This window comes from Amantichitinum ursilacus (assembly GCF_001294205.1).
In the GTDB taxonomy this organism is placed as follows: domain Bacteria; phylum Pseudomonadota; class Gammaproteobacteria; order Burkholderiales; family Chitinibacteraceae; genus Amantichitinum; species Amantichitinum ursilacus.
The window spans coordinates 106,208-127,216 of the sequence record NZ_LAQT01000004.1; the positions used below are offsets into that span (position 1 = coordinate 106,208).

Sequence of the window (21,009 nt, forward strand, 5' to 3'; positions counted from 1 at the left end):
GCCTTGGTCAGTGATTGGGCACGCTGCGGATCAGGTCGCGCAGGCAGGCAGTCATGGTTTCGATTTCGGCAGGCTGGGCAATAAACGGTGGGCCCATCGCCACGGTGTCGCCGGTCACGCGGAACAGATGGCCTTTTTGCAAACCGGCCTCAAACACGCGATAGCCGCGCAAACCAGGCTGACCGGGGATGGGCGCCAGGTCCACTGCCGCCGCCAGGCCCATATTGCGGATATCGGTGATGCTGCTTTCATCGCGCAAGGCATGTACCGCATTTTCGAGCACGGGTTCCAGTGCGCGTGCATGCTGCAAATGGCCTTCACTATCGATCAGATCAAGCACCGTATTGCCCACAGCCGCCGCGAGCGGGTGGCCGGAATAGGTGTAGCCGTGCATGAATTCCACCGCGTGAGCCGGGCCGGTCATAAAGGCCTGATAGATTTCGGGACGCACAATCACGCCGCCCAAGGGCACCACGCCATTGGTGATGGTTTTGGCAAAGCAGATCATGTCGGGCGTCACCCCAAAGCGCGATGCGGCGAACCAGTCGCCCAGGCGGCCAAAGCCGCAAATCACTTCATCAAAAATCAGCAAAATGCCGTGCCGGGTGCAGATGTCGCGCAAGCGCTGCAGGTAGCCTTCGGGCGGTGCCAGGACGCCGGTTGAACCCGCCATCGGCTCAACGATAACCGCGGCAATCGACGAGGCATCGTGCAAAGCCACCAGCTTTTCCAGTTCGTCGGCCAGATGGGCGCCCCATTTGGGCTGGCCGCGGCTGAATGCCATTTCCGACAGATTATGCGTATGCGGCAAATGGTCGACGCCATTGAGCATCAGCGGCGCAAACATCTTGCGGTTGGCCACCATGCCGCCCACCGACACGCCGCCAAAGCCGACGCCGTGATAGCCGCGCTCGCGCCCGATCATGCGAAACCGCGTGGCTTCGCCGCGCAGACGGTGATAGCCGATGGCGATCTTGAGCGCGGTATCAATCGATTCCGAGCCGGAATTGGTAAAGAACACATGATCAAGCCCAGCCGGTGCGCGCTCGGCAATGCGCTCGGCCAGGCGTAAGGTCTGCGGATTGGAAAACTGGAAACCGGTACCGTAATCCAGCGTTTCAGCCTGGCGTTTTAACGTTTCCACAATGGCGGGATGGCCATGGCCCAGCGGCGTGCACCACAAGCCCGACAAGCAATCAAACAGCGTCTGGCCGGCCGCATTCTGGTAATACGCGCCTTTGGCCGACACCAGCGTGCGTTGTGCCGGGTTGTCCTTAAAGGCGCGGTTGCCCGTAAATGGCAACCAGGCGGCTTCGGCATTGATGACGGGGATGTCGTGCGTGGTGCCCATGCGCTGCTCCTATCGATAATGCTCAACAGCCTAAAACCCGCGCTGCCGATTGCCTATATACAGTGCGACGGTTAAGCGCTGGGGCTGTCTATAGCGATGCAGCAATACAGTTGGCCGGAGATGGCTTGCTTGCGCGGCGATATAACGATCTGGCACAGTAAGACGCATCAATCTGTATATAAACACTGCCATGACCGAATCGCTGTCGCTGCGTCTTGATCCTGCCCATACCCTGCCCTTGGTAAGCCAGTTACACGATGCATTGGCGCGTCGCATTGAGAGCGGCGCGCTGCGGCCCGGCACCCGCTTGCCCTCGGTGCGCACGTTGGCGCGCGAATGCGAGATCAGCACGCTGACGGCGACCAATGCCTATAACCGGCTGGTGGCGTCGGGGCATGTGGAGGCACGTCGGGCCAGCGGCTATTTTGTGCTGGCACGCACCCGCAAACGCAATGCAGCCCCGACTGCCGGCCCGCGCGCGCAAGACGCACTACTGCTATTACAACGCGTGTACGGCGACGACAGCCTGACGCTGCAAGCCGGTAGTGGCTGGCTGCCCGAAACGCTAGTGTTTGCCGATGGCATCAAACATGGCCTGGCGACGCTGGCGCGACGACAACCGAGCGCCTTCACCCGATACGGCCATGCCTATGGTTATGTGCCGCTGCGACAGCAAATCCAGACCCGGCTTGCCGCACGCGAAATCGAAGCCGCCGAACAACAGATTGTGCTGACCCACGGCGCCAGCCACGCGCTGGACCTGATCGCGCGCGCCTTGTTGCAAACCGGCGATACCGTACTGGTGGACGATCCCGGTTATTGCAATTTGCTGCCCGGCTTACGCGCGCTGGGCGTCAATATCATCGGCGTGCCGTTTACCGCGCAGGGCCCCGACCCGCTGGCGCTGGAACAGATCGCACGCCAGCACCAACCCAAGGCGTTTTTTACCAATAGCAATCTGCAAAACCCGAGCGGCGCATGCTGTACGCCAGCGACCGCCCACCGCCTGCTGCAACTGGCCGAGCAGCATGATTTTTATATTGTGGAAGACGACATTTTTGCCGAGCTGCACCCCGGCACCGCGCATAGCATCGCCAGCCTGGACCAGTTGCGGCGCGTCATCCACGTCGGCAGTTTTTCCAAAACCATCTCGCCCGCATTACGCGTCGGCTTTATTGCGTGCGAGACCGGACTCGCGGAGCGGCTGGTATCGCTAAAAATGGCGCAAGGCCTGACCACTTCCGAAATCAACGAACAACTGGTGCACGTCATCCTGAGCGAAGGCACGTTGCGTGGGCATTTAACGCGTGTGCGCACGCGGCTGGCGCAAGCGCAGCAGCAAGTTAGCGAGGCGTTATTGGCGGCGGGCTATCAGTTGGCGCATCGGCCAGTGGGCGGGATGTTTTTGTGGGCGGGCGTGCCCGATGGGGTCGAGGTGAACCGGCTGGTGGAGCAGGCGTCGGCTGAGGGCATCTTGTTGGCGCCGGGTTATTTGTTCCGGCCCGATTTACGTGCCGAAGCGGCCTTGCGTATCAATGTGGCGCATGCCGACAACGCGGCGTTTTATCGCTTTTTGCAGCGCCAATAACAAAGGCCGGGGCACGAATCCAACATCGTGCCCCGGCCTTGTTGGCCAGCGTGTTATTTATTCGCCCGCTTCATCGCTGGCGTCATAAAACTCGCCTTCCACTTTATCGAACGCCGCACCCACCGGCGCATCGATGAAAGGAACAATGCTCTGATCGTAATTGGCCAGCACATTCAGATCGAGCAAGCTGAAATTTTTCGGGTTATCGATATATTTATCGTCCTCGTCGCCGGCAAAAAAGCGCCAACCACTGTCCTGGTCGTCTTCGGGTTCTTCTCGCACCATATAACCGACCGGTGCACCGTCGACCACTATCTTGTCGGTGGTCACACAGAGGCCGCGCCCGCTGGCCAGATCGGCCAGTTCTTTATGATTGAGCTTGTAGTGTTTTTGCATGATGGCTCCTGCGCGTTGTACTGGGAACAGCCAGCATACCGGAGCGCTGGCGGCGGCTAAAGCACTTGTATTGTTGTATTGCCGCCGCCCCGGCGTACACCCGATTGCGTTTGCAGCAGCCTTCATCGATATTCGGCTGACCACATGCGGCGGCGGGAACAATGAATGAGAAAGGCACGGGGCTGGCTGCTGAACCTGGTTCTGACGGCGTTGATGCTGGTCCACAGCGCGGCCGGGGCGGCCACGCACAGCGCACCCAACCAGGTGTTGATTGGTGCGGAAGACGACTGGTATCCGTACTCGGGCCGCATCGATGGCGTGGCGCGCGGCATGGCCGAAGACATCGTGCAGGCGGCGTTTGCTGCAGTGGGTGTGCAGGCACAATTTGTGTCGCTGCCTTACGCGCGTTGTATCCGCATGGTGCGCGCGGGCGAGCTGGTCGGCTGTTTTGATACATCACGCACTGCGCTCAACGAGGCCGACTATCTGTGGCCGCAACATCCCTTGTTTAACAGTCGCGCCCTGATCTTTGCCCGCGCCAGCCGCACCACGGTGCGCCACGATCTGGGCGTGGCCGATCTGATCGGCAAACGTGTGGCCATTACCAACGGATACGAATACGGCACCGAGTTCGATAGCAATCAGGACATCCGCAAGGAAGTCACCTCGCAAAGCATTATGGGATTACGCATGCTGTTGCTTGGCCGCGTCGATTACGCCCTGGCTTTCGAGAAAGTCGCGCAATCCCTGCTGCGCACCAACCCGGAAGAACTGGGCGGCAAGGTGGAACCGGTAGGTCTGGCGGCCGAGACGTCACTGTATTGCGTGTTCAGCCGCAGCCATCCGGATAGCGTTTTTTTTCTGCAGAAATTCAACGACGGCATGAGCCGTATCATCGCCAGCGGCGAGTACAAAACGATCGAAGCACGCTGGAAATGACGCAAAAAATCCCGCCACACGATCTTCACATTTGTTGATCAAAGTCGGGTTGTTCGCCAATTATCCCGCACTACGATGCCCTCCGAGACGCCAGCCCACCCCCATGTGCTGGCGTCATTTTCCGGAGGCGCCATGCGCAAAAAAACAACCGCTCTCACCGCACACCACCTCTCTGCCCTGCACCGTAGCGCCGCGTTTTACGCCGCGCCCACCACGGAGGGCACCCTGTGAAACACAACTACATCGCCGTCGATTGGGGCTCCACCAATCTGCGCGCCTGGCGCGTTCAGGACGGCGTCTGCACGGATCACCTGCAATCAGAACTGGGCGTGACCCGGCTGGCGGGCGCAACACCGCACGCCGTGTTCCAGCGGCTGTTGTCGCCATGGCTGCACCAGCACGCCATGCCCGTGGTGATGGCTGGCATGGTGGGCAGTAACGCGGGCTGGATCGAAGCGCCCTATCTGCCCTGCCCGGTCAGCCTGGACGAACTGGCGGGCCAGATGCTGCCGGTGACCGAGGTGTTTCCGGTCAAGGCCTGGATCGTGCCCGGTCTGTGCGTTAACCGGCACGAAAACCACAACGTGATGCGCGGCGAAGAAACGCAGCTGCTGGGTGCCTATCGCGAACAGCCCGCCCCGTATTACGTGCTACCCGGCACCCACAGCAAATGGGCCCAACTGGACGGCGCACGCGTGCTGGATTTCCGCACCGTGATGACCGGCGAGCTGCATCACCTGCTGCTGACGCAATCATTGCTGGGCACGGGCCTGCCGTCGCAACGCGCGGCACCCGAGTGGTTCCATCGCGGCCTGCAAAGCGGCCTGACTGATCGCAACATCCTGCGCGCCTTGTTCGAAACCCGTGGCGCGCGCGTGCTGGGCGCATTGCCCCCCACCGCCGTCGGCGACTGGTTGTCGGGCTTGCTGATCGGCAATGAAGTCGGCGGCATGCTGGCGCAGTGGGCGATTCCGGCGGGCGCCAGCATCAACGTCATCGGCAATCGCAACCTGGGCCAACGCTATCTGCAAGCGTTTGCGCTGGCGGGCATCGACGCCACCGCCGTGGATGGCGAGGCCGCATTCCAGAACGGCATCCGGAGCCTGATCCATGAGCAATAACTCCCCCCTTCCGCTCATCGCCATCCTGCGCGGCATTACGCCGCAAGAAACCCCGGCGCATATCGAAGCGTTGATCGACGCGGGTTTCGGTCTGATTGAGATACCGCTTAATTCGCCCGACTGGCACAGCAGCATTGCGCTGGCGGTGCGCCAGTTTGGCCAGCGCGCGCAGATCGGCGCAGGCACCGTGCTGCAGCCCGCGCAAGTGGACCAACTGGCGCAACTGGGGGCACGGCTGATCGTCACGCCCAACACCAACCCGGCGGTGATTTCGCGCGCGGTGGGCCATCAGCTGCAGGTGTACGCCGGCTGCGCCACCGCCACCGAGGCGTTTACTGCGCTGCAAGCGGGCGCACAGGCGCTGAAGATTTTTCCGTCCAGCGCCTTTGGCCCGGCCTATATCAAGGCGCTGAAAGCGGTGCTGCCCGCCGCCGTGCCGGTGTATGCCGTTGGCGGTATCACCCCCGCCAACCTGGCCGACTATATGGCCGCGGGCTGCGCGGGCGCAGGCCTGGGCGGCGACTTGTATCGCGCAGGCCAGAGCGTAGCGCGCACCGCCGAACTAGCGCGCGAATTTGTGACTGCTTACCGGAGTATCCAATCATGAAAATCACCCGTCTGAGCACTTATCGTCTGGCCCCACGCTGGATGTTTTTGAAAATCGAAACGGATGAAGGCATCACCGGGTGGGGCGAACCCGTCATCGAAGGCCGCGCCCGTACGGTGGAAGCGGCGGTGCACGAGCTGGGGGAAATGCTGATCGGGCAAGACCCGCATCGCATCAACGACCTGTGGCAAACCATGTACCGCGGCGCGTTTTATCGCGGCGGCCCCATCCTGATGAGCGCCATTGCCGGCATTGACGAAGCGCTTTGGGACATCAAGGGCAAAGCGCTGGGTGTGCCCGTGTACCAACTGCTGGGTGGATTGGTGCGCGACAAGATCAAGGCTTATAGCTGGGTGGGTGGCGACCGTCCCGCCGACGTGATCGCGGGGATCAAAACGCTGCAAGCCACCGGCTTTGATACCTTCAAGCTGAACGGCTGCGAAGAGATGGGCATTATCGATAACATCCGCAAGGTGGATGCCGCCGTGGCGGTGGTGGCGGAAATTCGCGCTGCCTTTGGCAATACCATCGAATTCGGGCTCGATTTTCACGGCCGCGTCAGTGCCCCGATGGCGCGCGTGCTGATCAAGGAACTGGAGCCGCACCGACCGCTGTTTATCGAAGAGCCGGTACTGGCCGAGCAAGCCGAGTACTACCCGCGTTTGCAAGCCGCCACGCATATCCCGATCGCAGCCGGCGAGCGCATGTTCTCGCGCTTCGACTTCAAACGCGTGCTGGCCGAGGGTGGCCTCGGCATCGTGCAGCCCGATCTGTCGCACGCGGGCGGCCTGACCGAATGCCACAAGATCGCCGCCATGGCCGAAGCCTATGACGTCGCCGTGGCGCCGCATTGCCCGCTGGGCCCGATTGCGCTGGCGTCGTGCCTGCATCTGGACTTTGTGGCGCGCAATGCCGTGCTGCAGGAACAGAGCATGGGCATCCACTACAACAAGGGCGCCGAGCTGCTCGATTACGTGCTCAACCCGCAGGACTTCAGCATGGCCGACGGGCACTTCCGCCCGCCCACCAAGCCGGGCCTGGGCGTGGAAGTGAACGAAGCGCTGGTTATCGAACGCAGCAAGAGCGCGCCCGACTGGCGTAACCCGCTGTGGCGCTATCCCGACGGCGCAGTCGCCGAATGGTAAACACGGGCGCGTCAATGATTACCCCTGACGGCGCGCCGTAACCCGAAGTTTTATCCCGCAACACCATAAAAAATCGTGGGCAACGGCTCCGCGAGGAGCCGCTACGCCCCCGTCAACCGCTCTCTTTTGGAAAGTCGATCATGCAATCCTCTCAAACTGCTACTCCGTCCTCGCCGCAAAACACCGCGCCAACCGCGTTACAAAAACCCACCCGACGCCGCTACCTGACGTTGGTGATGATTTTTATTACCGTGGTCATCTGCTACGTCGACCGCGCCAACCTCGCCGTCGCGTCAGCACATATCCAGAAAGAGTTCGGCATCAGCCGCGCGCAGATGGGCTATATTTTTTCCGCGTTTGCATGGACCTACACCGCGTGCCAGATTCCGGGCGGCTGGTTTCTCGATCGCGTGGGTTCCAAGCTCACGTACTTTATTGCGGTGATGGGCTGGTCTGTCGCCACCCTGTTCCAGGGCTTTGCCGGTGGGCTGGCTTCGCTGGTCGGGCTGCGCGCCATTACCGGTCTGTTTGAAGCGCCCGCGTTTCCCACAAACAATCGCATGGTCACCAGTTGGTTTCCCGAGCAGGAACGCGCCTCGGCCGTTGGCTTTTATACCTCGGGCCAGTTTGTCGGGTTGGCATTTCTAACGCCGCTGCTGATCTGGATTCAGGAATCGCTCAGCTGGCACTGGGTGTTTATCGCCACCGGCGCTGTCGGCATCATCTGGGCGCTGGTCTGGCATTTCGTCTACCAACCGCCACGCAAGAGCCGCGGCATTAATCAGGCCGAGCTCGACCATATTGCGGCGGGGGGCGGCATGATTGATGGCGACGCGCCCTCCACGCAAAAATCGCGCGGCAAGGTGACGGCTGCAGACTGGAAGCTGATCTTCAATCGCAAGCTGGTGGGCGTGTACGTCGGGCAATTTGCGATCGCCTCCACGCTGTGGTTCTTCCTGACCTGGTTCCCCAGCTATCTGACCCAGGAAAAACACGTGAGCGCGTTGACGGCAGGCTTTATGACCACAGTGCCATTCCTGGCTGCGTTTGTGGGCGTACTGTTGTCGGGCTTTGCTGCAGACCGCATGGTCCGCGCAGGCAAATCGATTGGCTTTGCCCGCAAACTGCCCATTATCAGCGGCCTGCTGCTGTCCACATGCATTATCGGCGCCAACTACACCGAAGACCCCGTGTGGATCATGACCTTGATGGCGATTGCCTTCTTCGGTAATGGCTTTGCCTCGATCACCTGGTCGCTGGTGTCGTCGCTGGCGCCACTGCGCCTGATTGGCTTGACCGGCGGTGTGTTCAATTTTGTGGGTGGCCTGGGCGGCATCACCGTGCCGTTGGTCATCGGCTACATCGCGCAGGATTACGGCTTCGCCCCGGCGTTGGCGTACATCTCGGTGGTGGCGCTGATTGGCGCCTTGTCATACATCTTTCTGGTGGGCGAAGTGCGGCGCGTGGGGGAATAAGCCCCAGCCGCAACTCCGTTAACTGCGGCGGTGGCGCGCTTGTTGCGCCGCCGCTTGCAGCTGGTTGGACAGCATACCCGCCTGCTCCACCGCCATACGCACCGCCTGCAAGTGATGCTGTGCCTTGGCGCCAGGCACCGGCGTCTTTTGCAGCGAACGCGTCAGCAAACCCAACTGCCCCAACATCACCTGGAGCAAGTTGTTGAAGTCATGCGCCGCTTCGCTACTGATATGCCCATCGCTGCCGGCGTCGCGCGCATGACGCAACGCTTCGGCCGCAGCATGGCGCTGCGTGACATCGCGTTGCGAGCCGAGGAAATAGCGTAACTCGCCGTCAGGGTCAAACACCGGCGAGATAAACAGCGCGTTCCAGAATGCCGAACCGTCTTTGCGATAATTAAGCAGCTCCACCGCAATTTCGCGCGGCCAGTCCAATGCGTCGCGCACCTGCAACACGGTGTCGGCGCGCGTGGCCTCGCCCTGCAAAAAATTGCAGTTGCGGCCCATCACCTCGTCCACGCTATAGCCGGTCAGGTGAGCGAAGGCGGCGTTGGCAAACACCAACGGATGGCCGTCGCTACGGGCGTCGGCCATCACCATCGGTACGCGTGTTTTTTGCAGCACCGCATAAAACACATCGCCTTCGCCAAACGCGGCGAACTGACGCAATGCATCTGCATGCGGTGCCGGCCAACGCGGCGATACGGGTTTATTCAACACGCCGCTTACGCCTTGCCCAGCAGCTTGTGTTCTACCGAACGCGAAAAATCTTCGGTATCGCCTTGTGCTTCACGACGGAACAACACAAACGAACGGCCCGTTACCTGGAATTGATCGCCGCCATTAAAGGTGGGCAAAGATTCCGGCTCCGGATTATTGGTATCGATCAGGCAGGTCCATTGTTTGTCCGATTCAAAATCAGGCAATTTGAATTCGACCAGATCGTGCCAGGCATTAAACACCAGCAACAGCGTGGTATCGGCGGCCGGTTTCATGATGGCGCTGACGGCGGCGCGGCCGTCGATCAACATGCCAAAGCAACGCATATTGCCTTCGCCCCATTGCTCGCCGGTCAGCTCTTCGCCAGCAGGCGACAACCAGGTTACATCTTTGGTTTTGAGCTCGTCATTCCATTCGGCCGTCAAAAAGCGACCACGGCGCAATACCGGAAACGACTGGCGCAACAGGATCAGCTTTTTAACAAAGCGCTGCAGCGACGCGCCCTTGTCATCAATGCCTGCCCAATTCAGCCAGCTGATTTCATTGTCCTGGCAATAGGCATTGTTATTGCCATGTTGCGTATTGCCGAATTCGTCGCCCGCCAACAACATCGGCGTACCCTGGCTTAATAGCAGTGTGGCCAACATATTGCGCTTTTGCCGCTCGCGCAGCGTGATGATGCCTTCATCATCGGTCTCGCCTTCTGCGCCGCAATTCCACGAATGATTGTTGGAACTGCCATCCTGATTGTTTTCGCCATTGGCTTCGTTGTGCTTGTCGTTATACGAAACCAGGTCGTTAAGCGTAAAGCCGTCATGTGCGGTGATGAAATTGACGCTGGCCCACGGGCGGCGGCCGCGTTGATTAAACAAATCACCCGAAGCAGTCAGGCGCGTGGCCAATTCCGGCGATTTGCCTTCATCGCCCTTCCAGAAACTGCGCACGGTATCGCGATAACGGTCATTCCATTCGGCCCAGCCCGGCGCAAAACCGCCAACTTGATAACCGCCCGGGCCACAATCCCACGGCTCGGCAATCAATTTAACGCTGGACAAAATCGGGTCCTGGCGACAGCACTGCAAAAAGCCGCAGCTTTCGTCAAAGCCATAATCTTCGCGGCCCAGAATGGTGGCCAGGTCAAAGCGGAAACCATCTACGCCCATTTCGGTGGCCCAATAACGCAGGCTGTCGGTCACCATTTGCACCACGCGCGGATGGCTCAGGTTTACGGTATTCCCGGTGCCGGTATCGTTGATGTAATAGCGGCGTTGATCCGGTATCAAACGGTAGTAGCTGGCGTTATCAATGCCTTTATAACTGAGCGTCGGGCCCAGTTCATTGCCTTCAGCGGTGTGGTTGTAAACCACATCCATAATCACTTCGAGGCCAGCTTTGTGGAATTGCTTGACCATCTCTTTAAATTCGCTGATCGAATCGCTGGAGAAATAACGCGGGTCGGCGGCAAAAAAGCCGAGCGTGTTATAGCCCCAATAATTGGTCAGACCGCGATCCAGCAGATAGCTGTCATTGACAAAAGAATGAATCGGCAACAGCTCCACCGAGGTAACGCCCAGATCCTTGATGTATTTAATAACATCCGGCTGCGTTAGCGCGGCAAACGAACCGCGCAGTTTTTCCGGCACTTTCTCATTCATTTTGGTAAAGCCGTGCACATGCAATTCGTACAGCACGGTGTGTTCCCAAGGCACGCGCACGGCGCTTTCCTGGGTCCATTCAAACTGGCTATCCACCACCACGCATTTCGGCACAAATGGCGCGCTATCGCGTTCATCAAAGCTCAGATCGGCGTCGTCATGGCCCAGCGTGTAGCCGAATACCTCGGGCGCCCATTTCAGTTCGCCCAGATGGCGGCGCGCATACGGGTCGAGCAGCAATTTGTTGTGGTTAAAGCGATGGCCATTTTGCGGATCGTAAGGGCCATACACGCGATAGCCATACACCAGACCGGGGCCTGCATCGGGCAGATAGCCATGCCAGATTTCATCGGTAAATTCGGGCAGCTCGATGCGTTCGATTTCTTTGGTGCCGGTTTCATCAAAAATGCACAGCTCCACCTTGGTGGCGTGGGCGGAAAACAGCGCGAAATTAACGCCTTTGCCGTCCCAGGTGGCGCCGCGTGGGCCCGGGTTGCCTTCAGTCATACGGGTGCTGGATGTCACCATTTGTGAAGCCTGCCGAAGTCGTTGTGAGATTGCCCGCAACTGTGCGCGAAGCCCCGCACTGCAACAATTGAGCGCAAGAGGATAAGACTATAGGAATGCGCCTACTTGCCCGGGCAGCTGTAGTCGCGGGCCTTACACGCGGCGTCTGGTTGCGACTACGTGAGCTTGCGTGCGTGCTTGACGGCGATGACGACCCTGCGCGCCTAGCATGGTTCCATCATTAAAGCGCAGCACAGGAGCACGCCATGAAACTCGCACTCGAAGCCGCGGTGCTTGCCGCCATCATCGGGCTGGGCGCAGTGGAAATCGCGCACACCGAAGACCCCGCCTCTGCCACGCAAGCCGCCAACCCGTCGGTGGCCGCACCCGATATCAAGTTTCTGGAATCCGCTGCCCGTTATGCCAATGCCGATATCCAACTGGGCCAGATTGCGCAAACCCAATCCAGCATCCCCGAAGTAAAAGCGTTTGCGCAGCAGATTATTACGCTGCAGCAAGCGCATTTGCAGGCGCTGGACAAGCTGGCCAAAAACAAAGGCATTGTGCTGCCGACCGAACCCGACGCCGAAGCGCTGACGCTGGCCAAGCATTTAAAGACCCAAAAGAGCCCGATGTTTGAGCACGACTATCTCAGCCTGGGCGTCGCCAAGAAAAAGCTGGACGCGCAGACGCTGTATATGGATGAAACCGAGCACGGCAAAGACGCCGATATCAAATCGATGGCACAAACGTCGATGCCGATTCTTGATGATCAGTTGTCGATGGCGCGTAAGTTGCTGGCCAACTCGCGCAGCGAATAACAAGACACTCATTACAACTCTGGAGGATAAGGATCATGCCTGCGCAGCCTGTACGCAAAGCGGTTTTCCCGGTCGCGGGTTTCGGCACCCGATTTTTGCCGATGACCAAGGCGTCGCCTAAAGAGATGCTGCCGATCGTGGACAAGCCGTTGATCCAGTACGCCGTGGAAGAAGCGGCGGCGGCGGGCATTACGCAAATGATCTTTATCACCGGGCGCGGCAAACGCAATATCGAAGACCATTTTGATAAAGCATATGAACTGGAAGCCGAACTGGCCGCACATGGCAAAGAGGAATTGCTCAAGCAAATCCAGTCGGTGATTCCCGATAATCTGAGTTTTACTTACACGCGCCAGGTGGAACAACGCGGTTTGGGCCACGCCGTTTTATGCGCACAACCGTTGGTGGGTAATGAACCGTTTGTGGTGATTCTGGCCGATGATTTGATTGATGCCGAAAGACCGGCAATCCGCCAATTGCTCGATATTTATGAAGAACATGCGTGCAGCGTAATTGGCATGCAATCCGTACCCCCTGAAGACACCAAACAATACGGCATTATTTCGGGCTCGGAATTGGCGCCCCGATTATATTCGCTGGATGGCATTGTTGAAAAACCCGACCCGGCCGATGCGCCCTCCAATTTCGGCGTTGTAGGACGTTACGTTTTTACGCCGGAGATATTTGAAGTATTGGCGCAAACCACGCCCGGCAAAGGTGACGAAATCCAGTTAACTGATGCGATTGAAACCTTGCGCCGCCAAGGCAGCCCGATTCGCGCCTACGCCTTTGAGGGCGAGCGCTACGACTGCGGCAGCAAGCTGGGTTATCTATGCGCCACCGTCGACTATGGCCTGCGCCATCCCGACCTGGGTGAAGCATTTGCGCGCTATCTGGGCGTTAACCTGCCCTACACGCCGCACCGCATTCCCGTGGACGATCCGGGCGCTGGCGGTACATCAATCCTTTAACGGTTATGCAATTACAGGCGGGATTAAACCCGCCTTTTTGTATTTATTACCTCAATATTATTGATTGATGTTCTTGTCAGACAAATCGCTTTTATGTCCCGATCAGATGACGAAAATTGTAGGACGCAACCGACCGCTTTATCAGCCCTGACTCAATGGGTTTTTAATGGCTAATGTTTAGAATGCAAAGCGTGGAGTCCGGAAACAATATTGGACAACCTTAATCGTACCAGGAGGAAATGATCATGCTTCATTATGCCGTCGTATTCTTTATTATCGCCATTATTGCTGCCGTCTTCGGCTTCGGTGGAATTGCAGCAGGCGCCGCAGATATCGCTCGTATTCTGTTCTTCTTGTTCCTGGTTATTTTCCTCGTCAGCGTTGTGCTGGGCTTTATGCGAGGGTGGTAACGAGGTTGTAATGAGCTAGCCGCCAGGCGCAAGTGCCCTTACTGGCACGGCCCCTGGCGGTTTTCTATTGTTAGTGATGGTTTTGCACCAAGTACAGGGAAGTCATGACCGCTCCAGATCACGTTCGCATCCTGGTGGCCGATAGTCATCCTATCGTGCGCCTGGGCGTCGCCGACTCAATCCACACCGAGCCTGATTTAAAGGTGACCGGTGAGGCCGCCAGTGGCGATGAAGTGATTTCTTTGCTGCGCAAACATCAATATGACGTGATCTTGCTGGACATCGCCATGCCCGGTAAAAACGGTCTGGATACATTGCATGCCATCCGCCAGATCGAGCCGGCGCCCGCCGTGCTGATCTTTAGCGAATATCCCGAAAGCCTTTACGCGATCAGCATGTTGCGCGCCGGTGCGAAAGGTTTTATCAGCAAATCCGATCCGCCTGCCGCGCTGACGGGCGCGATTCGCCGCGTGGCTTCGGGCAATCATTATTTAAGCGACGCCACGCTTAACCAGTTGGTGAGCCAGGTGACCTTGTCCAGCGACCGCCCGATGCACGAAACACTGTCCGCGCGTGAATTCCAGATTTTTTATCGCATTGCGATCGGGCAAGACCCGATGCAGATTGCCAAAGAACTCAATCTTTCGGCCAAGACGGTCAGCAGTTATCGCAGCGGTATTCTGCAAAAGATGGGATTTGGCTCAAACGCCGATCTGATCCGCTACGCGATTCGCGTCGGCATCGTCAAATAAGCACGCCAGGGTCAGGCCACCGCGCCCGACGCTTGCCACACACTCACTTTGACCGGGCAATGCAAGGCCGTCGCCAGATGGTGTTCAATGCTGGCCGGAGACGGAATCTGCAGGCCTGCGCGCAAACGTAATTCCAGTTCCAGCGTACCGTTAATGTAATGCAGCACCACCTGCCAGCCACCCTGCTCCACATCGCCCAACATTTCGCTAAGGGCGCTGACCACATCGCGTCGCGTCGGCAAGGGCACATCGGCCGGAGCATCCATTTCGCGCGGGTCGATATGCACTTGCACATCCAGCACATCAAACTGCGCCAGCACCGCGCGGCGCGCCAACACGGCCACGTGGTGGCCTTCGCTGACGCTGATATGCGCATCGACTTCCAGATGCACGTCGACCAAAGCGGAATCGCCCATCTTGCGCGTGCGTAGATCATGCGCATTCAACACGCCGGGTGTGTCTTCGAGCACCTTGCGGATGGCTTCGACTTGCGGCGGCGGCAAAGCGCGGTCCATCAGGTCGTTCAGCGCGTCCCAACCGAAGCTCCAGCCCATGCGCCCCACCAGTACGCCGACGATAATGGCGGCTAACGGGTCGAGCACCGGAAAGCCCAGCATATTGCCGATGACGCCCAAAGCCACCACCAGCGACGATGCCGCATCGGAACGCGCGTGCCAGGCGTTTGCCATCAGCATGCTGGAATTGACGCGTTTGGCCTCACGCATCATGTAACGAAACAGACCTTCTTTGGCGACGATGGCCGCCACCGCCACCCACAGCGCCACACTATGCACGGCCGGGATGCTGGACGGATCCTGGATGCGTTCAACCGCGCGATACAACATCACGCCAGCCACGCTGAGCAGCAAGCCGCCCAAGGCCAGCGAGGCGGCGTTTTCAAAGCGCGCGTGGCCATACTGGTGATCGGCGTCGGCGGCTTTGTGGCTGTGTTTATTAGCAAACAACACCACAAAATCCGACAGCAGATCGGACAAGGAATGCAAACCATCCGCGATCAAGCCTTGCGAATGGGCAAACACGCCGGTCACCAATTGGCCGATGGTCAAACAGATATTGACCCACACGCTGACCCAGCTGCTGCGCGAGGCTATGGCCTGGCGTTGTTCGCTGCTCAGCGATGCGGTTTCGCGGTTTAAATCGACGCGTGACAAATCAGCTTTCTGCCTCTTCGGTTACCGGCTCGTCTTCTTCCGGCAAGCGGATCAGGCCGGTGTGGAAACCGTATTCATAAACTTCGCCATAACGGCCCCATTCGATGGCCACCTTGAGCACACGTTCTGCTTCGTCCGAGTCCATCGACTCGCGCAGCATGCGCAAGAATGGCTCTTCTGGCAACTCGCCCGAATCGCTGCTTTCCAGGCTATGCCGGATATGCGCGGCCAGTGGCACATGCGCCAGTAACTGCGTGCCAAAGATTTCCTGGCGCTCGGTGTTTTCGGCCTGCACGTAGCGCTGGCCCAAAGGCGTGGTAGCGATATCGCCATGTGCCACTTGCGCCAGGCCCAACAAATGCAGCGCATCAGTGAGCGGCAGCAGCTCATCATCGGTCAGCTCGGTTTCTTCGCCCAAGGCCGGCAAATCGGCACGGCCGTTAAAGGGCGGCTCGGACAGCATTTCCAGCAAGCTTTCCATGCGGCTGACGTCGGCTTCCGGCAGGCGATAAGCCAGATGCAGATCGCTGGCGCCTTCCGTAGTTTTGCCTGCACGGGTGCGGGCCGTCATCAAGGCGTAGACCTCGTCGATCAGGCTGCGCACTTCCACGCTTTCGGGGTTACGCGGCCGCGGCAACGAAATACGCAGTTCGGCGCGCACACGGCCCGGATCGCTGGCGAAAATCAGTACGCGATCGGCCATCAGCACGGCTTCTTCGATGTTGTGCGATACCACCAGAATGCCGCGCATGGGCGTTTGTTTGCTTTCCCACAGCTCCAGCATATCGTCGCGCAGTTGTTCGCCAGTCAACACATCAAGGGCGGAAAACGCTTCGTCCATCAGCAGGATATCGGGCTCGACCACCAAGGCGCGGGCGATGCCGACGCGCTGGCGCATGCCGCCGGATAATTCACGCGGCAAAGCGCCATTAAAGCCGGACAGGCCGATCAGCTCGATGGCTTTTTCGGCGCGTTCTTCGCGCTCGGCTTGCGGCACGCCGCGCGCTTCCAGGCCCAGCTCCACGTTCTGTTGCACGGTCAGCCATGGAAACAGCGCAAACGACTGGAACACCATCGACACACCACGCGTAGGGCCATAGATGGGCTGGCCGCGATAATGCACCGAGCCATCATCCGCCGGAATCAACCCCGCCATCAGCCGCAACAAGGTGGATTTGCCCGAGCCGGACTGACCCAGCAAGGCCACGATTTCGCCTTCGGCCAAAGTGAAGTCGACATCCTCCAGCACGGCGCGCTGTGTGCCATCGGCCGAGCGGAACGATTTGCCGACGCCTTTCAATTCAATCAATGCATTTGCCATCTTGGTTCTCCCGCCTGCCGCGGTGTATTCAGTGGGGTGCTACTTAGGGTTGCTTGTGCGCGGCGCTTAGAAATGCATGCGCTCTTCGGCCAGCCGATACAGGCGGCGCCAGACAAAGTGGTTCAGGCCCATCACAAACACGCACATCACGCCGATGCCCAACGCAATGCGCGGAAAGTCACCCACTGCCGTCATATGCGCGATATAGCTGCCCAGGCCATGCGCTTCGAGCGTGGTATTGCCCCAGGTCACGTATTCCGAAACGATGCTGGCGTTCCAGCTGCCGCCACTTGCGGTAATCGCGCCAGTCACAAAACTGGGGAATACGGCGGGCAGCATATAGCGCTTCCATTTCAGCCAACCCGTCAGACCCAGATTGCGTGCCGCATAGCGTAATTCGGTGGGGATATTGGATGCGCCCGCGATTACGTTAAACAGGATGTACCACTGCGTCCCCAGAATGATCAGCGGGGACAGCCAGATATCCGGGTGCAGATTGAATTTGACGATAACCACCACCGCCAACGGAAAGGTCAGGTTAGCGGGGAATGCGGCCAGAAACTGCGCAACCGCCTGCAAGCGATCCGCCCAGCGTGGATTCATGCCGATCCACACGCCCACCGGCACCCAGACCACGGCGGCCAATGCAATCAGGATCATCACGCGCAGCAAGGTGTAAAAGCCCAGCAAGAACACATGGCCCACTTCGGCAATACCGACTTCGCCAAGAATGAAGTGCGACAAGCGATAAATGGCAAACAAGGTCAACGCTGCAATGACGGCATCCCACACGCGCTCTGCCGTGCTGTTATGCGTGCGCTGGCGCGACATGATCGAGGTGCCGTCATGCTTTTTGCGAAAATAAACAAAGGTGCGATCAATCACCGAAAAGCCGCGCAACATCATGTTCTGCATGCGATCAGTGCGGCGCAGCCACGTCAGCAACCAGGACGACTGGCCGCCGGTGCTGCCGGTTTCTTCAAAGCGGAATTTGTCGGCCCACGCCAACAGCGGGCGGAAGAACAGTTGGTCGTATAACAGAATGCCGATCAGCATTGCCAGAATGGCCCAGCCGATCGCGCCCAGATTACGCGCTTCGATGGCGGCGGAGATATACGAGCCGATGCCGGGCAGCTTGATGTTCTGGTTGGAGACCGAAATGGCTTCGGAGGCGACCACAAAAAACCAGCCGCCCGACATCGACATCATCATGTTCCACAGCAGACCGGGCATGGCGTATGGCATTTCCAGCCGCCAGAAGCGATGCCAACCGGAGAGCTGAAAAATGCGCGAGGCTTCTTGTAGCTCGGACGGCACGGTGCGGAACGATTGATACAGGCTGAACGCCATATTCCACGCTTGCGAGCAGAAGATGGCAAAGATGGAGGCGCATTCCACGCCCAACAGATTGCCGGGAAACAAAGCGATAAAGCCGGTGATGGTAATCGACAAAAAGCCCAATACCGGAATCGACTGCAGAATGTCGAGCATCGGAATCAGGACTTTCTCGGCCGCACGCACCTTGGCTGCCAGCGCGGCAAATACGCAGGCAAATACCAGCGAAAAACCGAGCGCGATAAACATGCGCAACATGGTGCGCAGCAGGTAATACGGCAGCCAGATCGGGTCGAGCGTAATGGGCAATTGCGTGCCCACCTGGTACGGCGTGGCCATCTGGCTGGCGCCATAGCCCAGCAGAATCAGCGCGCTCAGCACCAACGGCAGCAGCGCCCAATCCCAACGGTTGCCGGTGTCGACCACACGGCGCGGCAAAAACTGGAAGCGATCCAGGTTCATCATTGTTGTTCTCTTTATTGCAAGCGGGACCGCGCCGCGGCGGCGTTCAGGTCAGAACCGCGATAATCCAGTCCGGGTGTAACGGCAGACCCGCAAAAGCGGCCACCACAAAAGCTGTGCCCGTGGCGCCAAACACCCAGCTCACCGCCATCAGCCAGCGCAGGTGCGTCAGCGCGGTGACGCCAGCCATGGCGATGGCGATGCTTAACAGCGCGTCGGCCAGATCAAACTGGTCATCCCGATAGTTTAGTTTGTCGTACAGCGCATCTTGCGCCTGCGCGGTCTGGCGTAATTGCGGCACTTCTTTATCGTAGTGCGCCATCTGGCTGGCCAGGGTCGCGCGCGCTTGCTGTGCGGGCGCGGCGGACGAAAGCGCCGATATTAGCAGATCGGTGTTTTCAAGCTGATGACGTTTAAGCCGGGTCGACTGATATTCGTTCCATGTGTCCAGCGCCTGCATCTTGGCTTGCTGCATGGCCTGGACGATATTGTCGTCCTTGATTTTGGCCATGCCCATGATCACTGACAGGATCAATACAGTCAGGCCCACCCATTGGTTTAACCGACGCTCGCCACTTTCTACCGATACATCCACATCCATTGCCTTAATCCCTGCATATCTGGTGGTCAGCCCCACTCAACGCTGTAAGCATCCTGCGGTTTACCTGACAACGACAAATAGTTGCGGCGATCACCGACCACCTTGCGCCACCGATCTCCTGAAACTGCCAATTGGTAATAAGTCCTGTCATCGCGGCGTGAACGCGGCGCGTTGTTCAGGTGCATTTCCCTGATCGTTCTTATCCGGCAGGCTGGCCCTCTCTCCCGGCCTGACCGGCTTTTACAGGGCATAGCCCCGGAAAAGGACCGATCAGCCGCCGAATTTATTAAGTGCCGTGCGGGCCGAGCGCATTTGCTGCAGCTAGAATCAGATTTTGTATCCGCCCCTGGCCTGCCCCACGTGCCTTATACCCGTCGCCCCACCTGGTTTAGCTTGCCTTTGGCCTTGTTGATCGAGCTGCAAGCCTGGCTCTGGACGCATGTGCGCCCGATGGTGGAAGCGTTTTTGACATTGCCGTTGTGGCGGCGCCTGGGCTTGTGGTCATTTGCATGGTTGTCACGTCGCCCGCCCTGGCAGGCGATGATCGTGGTCAGCGCCCTGTTTATCGCGTTTGAGCCACCCAAAATCCTGGCGTATTACTGGATTGCCCGGCATCACTGGATTAGCGGCGGGCTGCTGTATAGTGCGACCAAATTGCTGGAAGCAGGCCTGGTGGCCGTCATCGAACGCGCTTGCCGGCCCGCGTTGCGTAAAGTGCCGATGTACCGGCGTATTTATATATGGATAGCCCGCGCGCGACGCTGGGCGCGTAACCGGTCCCGCCCCTGGCGGCTGCGGTTACGCAAATGGCGCCGCCGCATGCGGCGTCTGGCCCGGCCGTCGCCGCATTGAACCACCGATTTATCTCATAAACAGAAATGCATTCAATGACCGCTCGAATTGTTAGTTTGTTGGTGTGTGTATCCCTACTCTCCGCCTGTAGTCACGAAGATCCGAATTCGCCGGTTTACAAGCGCAAACAAGTCTTCAAGCAAATGCTGCATACCAGTCAGGACATGCGCGACATGCTGCGTGGTGAATCTGACTGGAAGGCCGACAAATTTGAAGCCGATGCCGCGCAATTGCAGACGTTGGCGCATCAACCGTGGCAATGGTTTGCCGAATTGGGTAAAGACGAAGGCAAAACCGCAGCCAAAGCAGGCACCATCAACCTGAACCGCGCCGACTTCGACCGCGACGCCAGGAACCTGCAAGACGCTACTGACCAGCTCAAGCAAAAAGCTGCTACCCGCGATCCCGCCCAGATCCGTCCCGCCTTTGACGCCGTGGAAAACCGCTGCACCGAATGCCATAAGCAGTTCCGCGACTTTTAAACTGCCGCGCGCGTGAACACCGAGCCGGACTTGATGCTGTCATGTCCGGCTTTGTTTTTTTAGGGTGTGCGGGCCTGGCGTTGCTGCTCGGTTACTTGGGCAAACCGCGCGTGCTAAAACGAGACCGGTTTTGATTGGGTTTTTGTTAGCTGGATGTTGCGGGCAGGATGTGCGGCTTTGTTGGCCTGGTGCAGGAAGGACGGTATGCAGGGGAGCAATGCGGCATTCGACGAGGGCCAACGGTTTTGACATGGCGAGCGAAGCAAGCCGCAACAGCGAAGCGCATTGCGCAAATGCCCGCAAATAAGCAGCAATCGATTCAGCAG

At 58.8% G+C, this 21,009-nt stretch carries 20 protein-coding genes; 12 read left to right on the plus strand and 8 right to left on the minus strand.

All coding sequences use genetic code 11. The features are described 5' to 3' along the window. Positions 1-7: 7 nt before the first annotated feature. Positions 8-1,351 carry an omega-aminotransferase AptA gene (gene aptA / locus WG78_RS07200; protein WP_053937127.1) on the minus strand — a complete coding sequence of 448 codons (1,344 nt, stop codon included), beginning with the start codon at positions 1,349-1,351 and terminating at the stop codon, positions 8-10. Positions 1,352-1,541: 190 nt separating this feature from the next. Here aptA and WG78_RS07205 point away from each other — a divergent pair, with 190 nt between their 5' ends. Continuing rightward, positions 1,542-2,939, plus strand: a complete 1,398-nt coding sequence (locus WG78_RS07205; RefSeq protein ID WP_053937128.1) for an aminotransferase-like domain-containing protein — start codon at positions 1,542-1,544, stop codon at positions 2,937-2,939. A 57-nt stretch (positions 2,940-2,996) separates the two neighbouring features. On the opposite strand, the gene WG78_RS07210 is transcribed toward WG78_RS07205, so the two are convergent. Next, positions 2,997-3,335 (minus strand): DUF2185 domain-containing protein, encoded by a 339-nt coding sequence (locus WG78_RS07210; protein WP_053937129.1) that lies wholly within the window; start codon positions 3,333-3,335, stop codon positions 2,997-2,999. A gap of 165 nt (positions 3,336-3,500) precedes the next feature. On the opposite strand from WG78_RS07210, the gene WG78_RS07215 reads away from it, so the two are divergent. The 5 genes from WG78_RS07215 to WG78_RS07235 all read left to right on the plus strand — a co-directional run bounded on the left by WG78_RS07215 (position 3,501) and on the right by WG78_RS07235 (position 8,622). Then, on the plus strand, positions 3,501-4,274 hold the full coding sequence (locus WG78_RS07215; RefSeq protein ID WP_053937130.1) for a substrate-binding periplasmic protein: 774 nt from the start codon (positions 3,501-3,503) through the stop codon (positions 4,272-4,274). A gap of 227 nt (positions 4,275-4,501) precedes the next feature. Continuing rightward, positions 4,502-5,395: a 2-dehydro-3-deoxygalactonokinase gene (locus WG78_RS07220; protein ID WP_053937131.1), complete on the plus strand. Its 894-nt coding sequence runs from the start codon at positions 4,502-4,504 to the stop codon at positions 5,393-5,395. Then, positions 5,385-6,002, plus strand: coding sequence for a 2-dehydro-3-deoxy-6-phosphogalactonate aldolase (locus WG78_RS07225; RefSeq protein WP_053937132.1), 618 nt, complete (start codon positions 5,385-5,387; stop codon positions 6,000-6,002). Before WG78_RS07220 ends, WG78_RS07225 begins: the two co-directional genes overlap by 11 nt. Continuing rightward, complete coding sequence (dgoD, locus tag WG78_RS07230; RefSeq protein ID WP_053937133.1) at positions 5,999-7,147, plus strand: galactonate dehydratase; 1,149 nt, start codon at positions 5,999-6,001, stop codon at positions 7,145-7,147. Before WG78_RS07225 ends, dgoD begins: the two co-directional genes overlap by 4 nt. 140 nt (positions 7,148-7,287) lie before the next feature. After that, positions 7,288-8,622, plus strand: a complete 1,335-nt coding sequence (locus WG78_RS07235) for an MFS transporter (RefSeq protein WP_083458844.1) — start codon at positions 7,288-7,290, stop codon at positions 8,620-8,622. An 18-nt stretch (positions 8,623-8,640) separates the two neighbouring features. Here the strand turns inward: WG78_RS07235 and WG78_RS07240 are convergent, their stop codons facing one another. Together WG78_RS07240 and glgX are read right to left on the minus strand one after the other, a co-directional pair. Beyond that, the gene (locus WG78_RS07240) at positions 8,641-9,291 is read right to left on the minus strand and encodes a PAS domain-containing protein (RefSeq protein ID WP_152969108.1); all 651 of its coding nucleotides are present in this window, start codon (positions 9,289-9,291) and stop codon (positions 8,641-8,643) included. A 56-nt stretch (positions 9,292-9,347) separates the two neighbouring features. Next, positions 9,348-11,525: a glycogen debranching protein GlgX gene (glgX, locus tag WG78_RS07245; RefSeq protein ID WP_053937136.1), complete on the minus strand. Its 2,178-nt coding sequence runs from the start codon at positions 11,523-11,525 to the stop codon at positions 9,348-9,350. Between the two features lie 245 nt (positions 11,526-11,770). Between glgX and WG78_RS07250 the strand changes: the two genes are divergently transcribed. The 4 genes from WG78_RS07250 (at position 11,771) to WG78_RS07260 (ending at position 14,458) form a co-directional block, all read left to right on the plus strand. Next, on the plus strand, positions 11,771-12,325 hold the full coding sequence (locus WG78_RS07250; RefSeq protein WP_053937137.1) for a DUF4142 domain-containing protein: 555 nt from the start codon (positions 11,771-11,773) through the stop codon (positions 12,323-12,325). A gap of 35 nt (positions 12,326-12,360) precedes the next feature. After that, positions 12,361-13,296, plus strand: coding sequence for a UTP--glucose-1-phosphate uridylyltransferase GalU (gene galU / locus WG78_RS07255; protein WP_083458845.1), 936 nt, complete (start codon positions 12,361-12,363; stop codon positions 13,294-13,296). A 245-nt stretch (positions 13,297-13,541) separates the two neighbouring features. Beyond that, a complete protein-coding gene (locus WG78_RS22045; RefSeq protein ID WP_083458852.1) occupies positions 13,542-13,706 on the plus strand; it encodes a DUF1328 family protein in 165 nt (54 codons plus the stop codon). A 104-nt stretch (positions 13,707-13,810) separates the two neighbouring features. Beyond that, the gene (locus WG78_RS07260) at positions 13,811-14,458 is read left to right on the plus strand and encodes a response regulator (protein WP_053937138.1); all 648 of its coding nucleotides are present in this window, start codon (positions 13,811-13,813) and stop codon (positions 14,456-14,458) included. 11 nt (positions 14,459-14,469) lie between these two features. On the opposite strand, the gene WG78_RS07265 is transcribed toward WG78_RS07260, so the two are convergent. From WG78_RS07265 to WG78_RS07280, 4 genes are all read right to left on the minus strand, one after another. After that, positions 14,470-15,630 (minus strand): cation diffusion facilitator family transporter, encoded by a 1,161-nt coding sequence (locus tag WG78_RS07265; RefSeq protein ID WP_053937139.1) that lies wholly within the window; start codon positions 15,628-15,630, stop codon positions 14,470-14,472. Between the two features lies 1 nt (position 15,631). Beyond that, complete coding sequence (locus WG78_RS07270; protein ID WP_053937140.1) at positions 15,632-16,951, minus strand: ABC transporter ATP-binding protein; 1,320 nt, start codon at positions 16,949-16,951, stop codon at positions 15,632-15,634. Between the two features lie 66 nt (positions 16,952-17,017). Further along, entirely contained in the window at positions 17,018-18,751 is a 1,734-nt protein-coding gene (locus WG78_RS07275) for an ABC transporter permease (RefSeq protein ID WP_053937141.1), read from the minus strand. Between the two features lie 43 nt (positions 18,752-18,794). Beyond that, complete coding sequence (locus WG78_RS07280) at positions 18,795-19,349, minus strand: DUF4337 domain-containing protein (protein WP_053937142.1); 555 nt, start codon at positions 19,347-19,349, stop codon at positions 18,795-18,797. A 360-nt stretch (positions 19,350-19,709) separates the two neighbouring features. Here WG78_RS07280 and WG78_RS07285 point away from each other — a divergent pair, with 360 nt between their 5' ends. Both WG78_RS07285 and WG78_RS07290 read left to right on the plus strand, forming a co-directional pair. Then, positions 19,710-20,201, plus strand: coding sequence for a hypothetical protein (locus WG78_RS07285; protein ID WP_053937143.1), 492 nt, complete (start codon positions 19,710-19,712; stop codon positions 20,199-20,201). Between the two features lie 35 nt (positions 20,202-20,236). Further along, the gene (locus tag WG78_RS07290; RefSeq protein WP_161805080.1) at positions 20,237-20,683 is read left to right on the plus strand and encodes a c-type cytochrome; all 447 of its coding nucleotides are present in this window, start codon (positions 20,237-20,239) and stop codon (positions 20,681-20,683) included. Positions 20,684-21,009 lie beyond the last annotated feature (326 nt).

Bases quoted from the DNA above. Each gene is read 5' to 3' on its own strand.
- WG78_RS07205 (WP_053937128.1), top strand. From the start codon at position 1,542: ATGACCGAATCGCTGTCGCTGCGTCTTGATCCTGCCCATACCCTGCCC.
- WG78_RS07250 (WP_053937137.1), top strand. From the start codon at position 11,771: ATGAAACTCGCACTCGAAGCCGCGGTGCTTGCCGCCATCATCGGGCTG.
- WG78_RS07215 (WP_053937130.1), top strand. From the start codon at position 3,501: ATGAGAAAGGCACGGGGCTGGCTGCTGAACCTGGTTCTGACGGCGTTG.
- WG78_RS07210 (WP_053937129.1), bottom strand. From the start codon at position 3,335: ATGCAAAAACACTACAAGCTCAATCATAAAGAACTGGCCGATCTGGCC.
- WG78_RS07290 (WP_161805080.1), top strand. From the start codon at position 20,237: ATGACCGCTCGAATTGTTAGTTTGTTGGTGTGTGTATCCCTACTCTCC.
- WG78_RS07280 (WP_053937142.1), bottom strand. From the start codon at position 19,349: ATGGATGTGGATGTATCGGTAGAAAGTGGCGAGCGTCGGTTAAACCAA.
- dgoD (WP_053937133.1), top strand. From the start codon at position 5,999: ATGAAAATCACCCGTCTGAGCACTTATCGTCTGGCCCCACGCTGGATG.
- WG78_RS07225 (WP_053937132.1), top strand. From the start codon at position 5,385: ATGAGCAATAACTCCCCCCTTCCGCTCATCGCCATCCTGCGCGGCATT.
- galU (WP_083458845.1), top strand. From the start codon at position 12,361: ATGCCTGCGCAGCCTGTACGCAAAGCGGTTTTCCCGGTCGCGGGTTTC.
- WG78_RS07260 (WP_053937138.1), top strand. From the start codon at position 13,811: ATGACCGCTCCAGATCACGTTCGCATCCTGGTGGCCGATAGTCATCCT.
- WG78_RS22045 (WP_083458852.1), top strand. From the start codon at position 13,542: ATGCTTCATTATGCCGTCGTATTCTTTATTATCGCCATTATTGCTGCC.
- glgX (WP_053937136.1), bottom strand. From the start codon at position 11,525: ATGGTGACATCCAGCACCCGTATGACTGAAGGCAACCCGGGCCCACGC.
- aptA (WP_053937127.1), bottom strand. From the start codon at position 1,351: ATGGGCACCACGCACGACATCCCCGTCATCAATGCCGAAGCCGCCTGG.
- WG78_RS07270 (WP_053937140.1), bottom strand. From the start codon at position 16,951: ATGGCAAATGCATTGATTGAATTGAAAGGCGTCGGCAAATCGTTCCGC.
- WG78_RS07275 (WP_053937141.1), bottom strand. From the start codon at position 18,751: ATGATGAACCTGGATCGCTTCCAGTTTTTGCCGCGCCGTGTGGTCGAC.
- WG78_RS07235 (WP_083458844.1), top strand. From the start codon at position 7,288: ATGCAATCCTCTCAAACTGCTACTCCGTCCTCGCCGCAAAACACCGCG.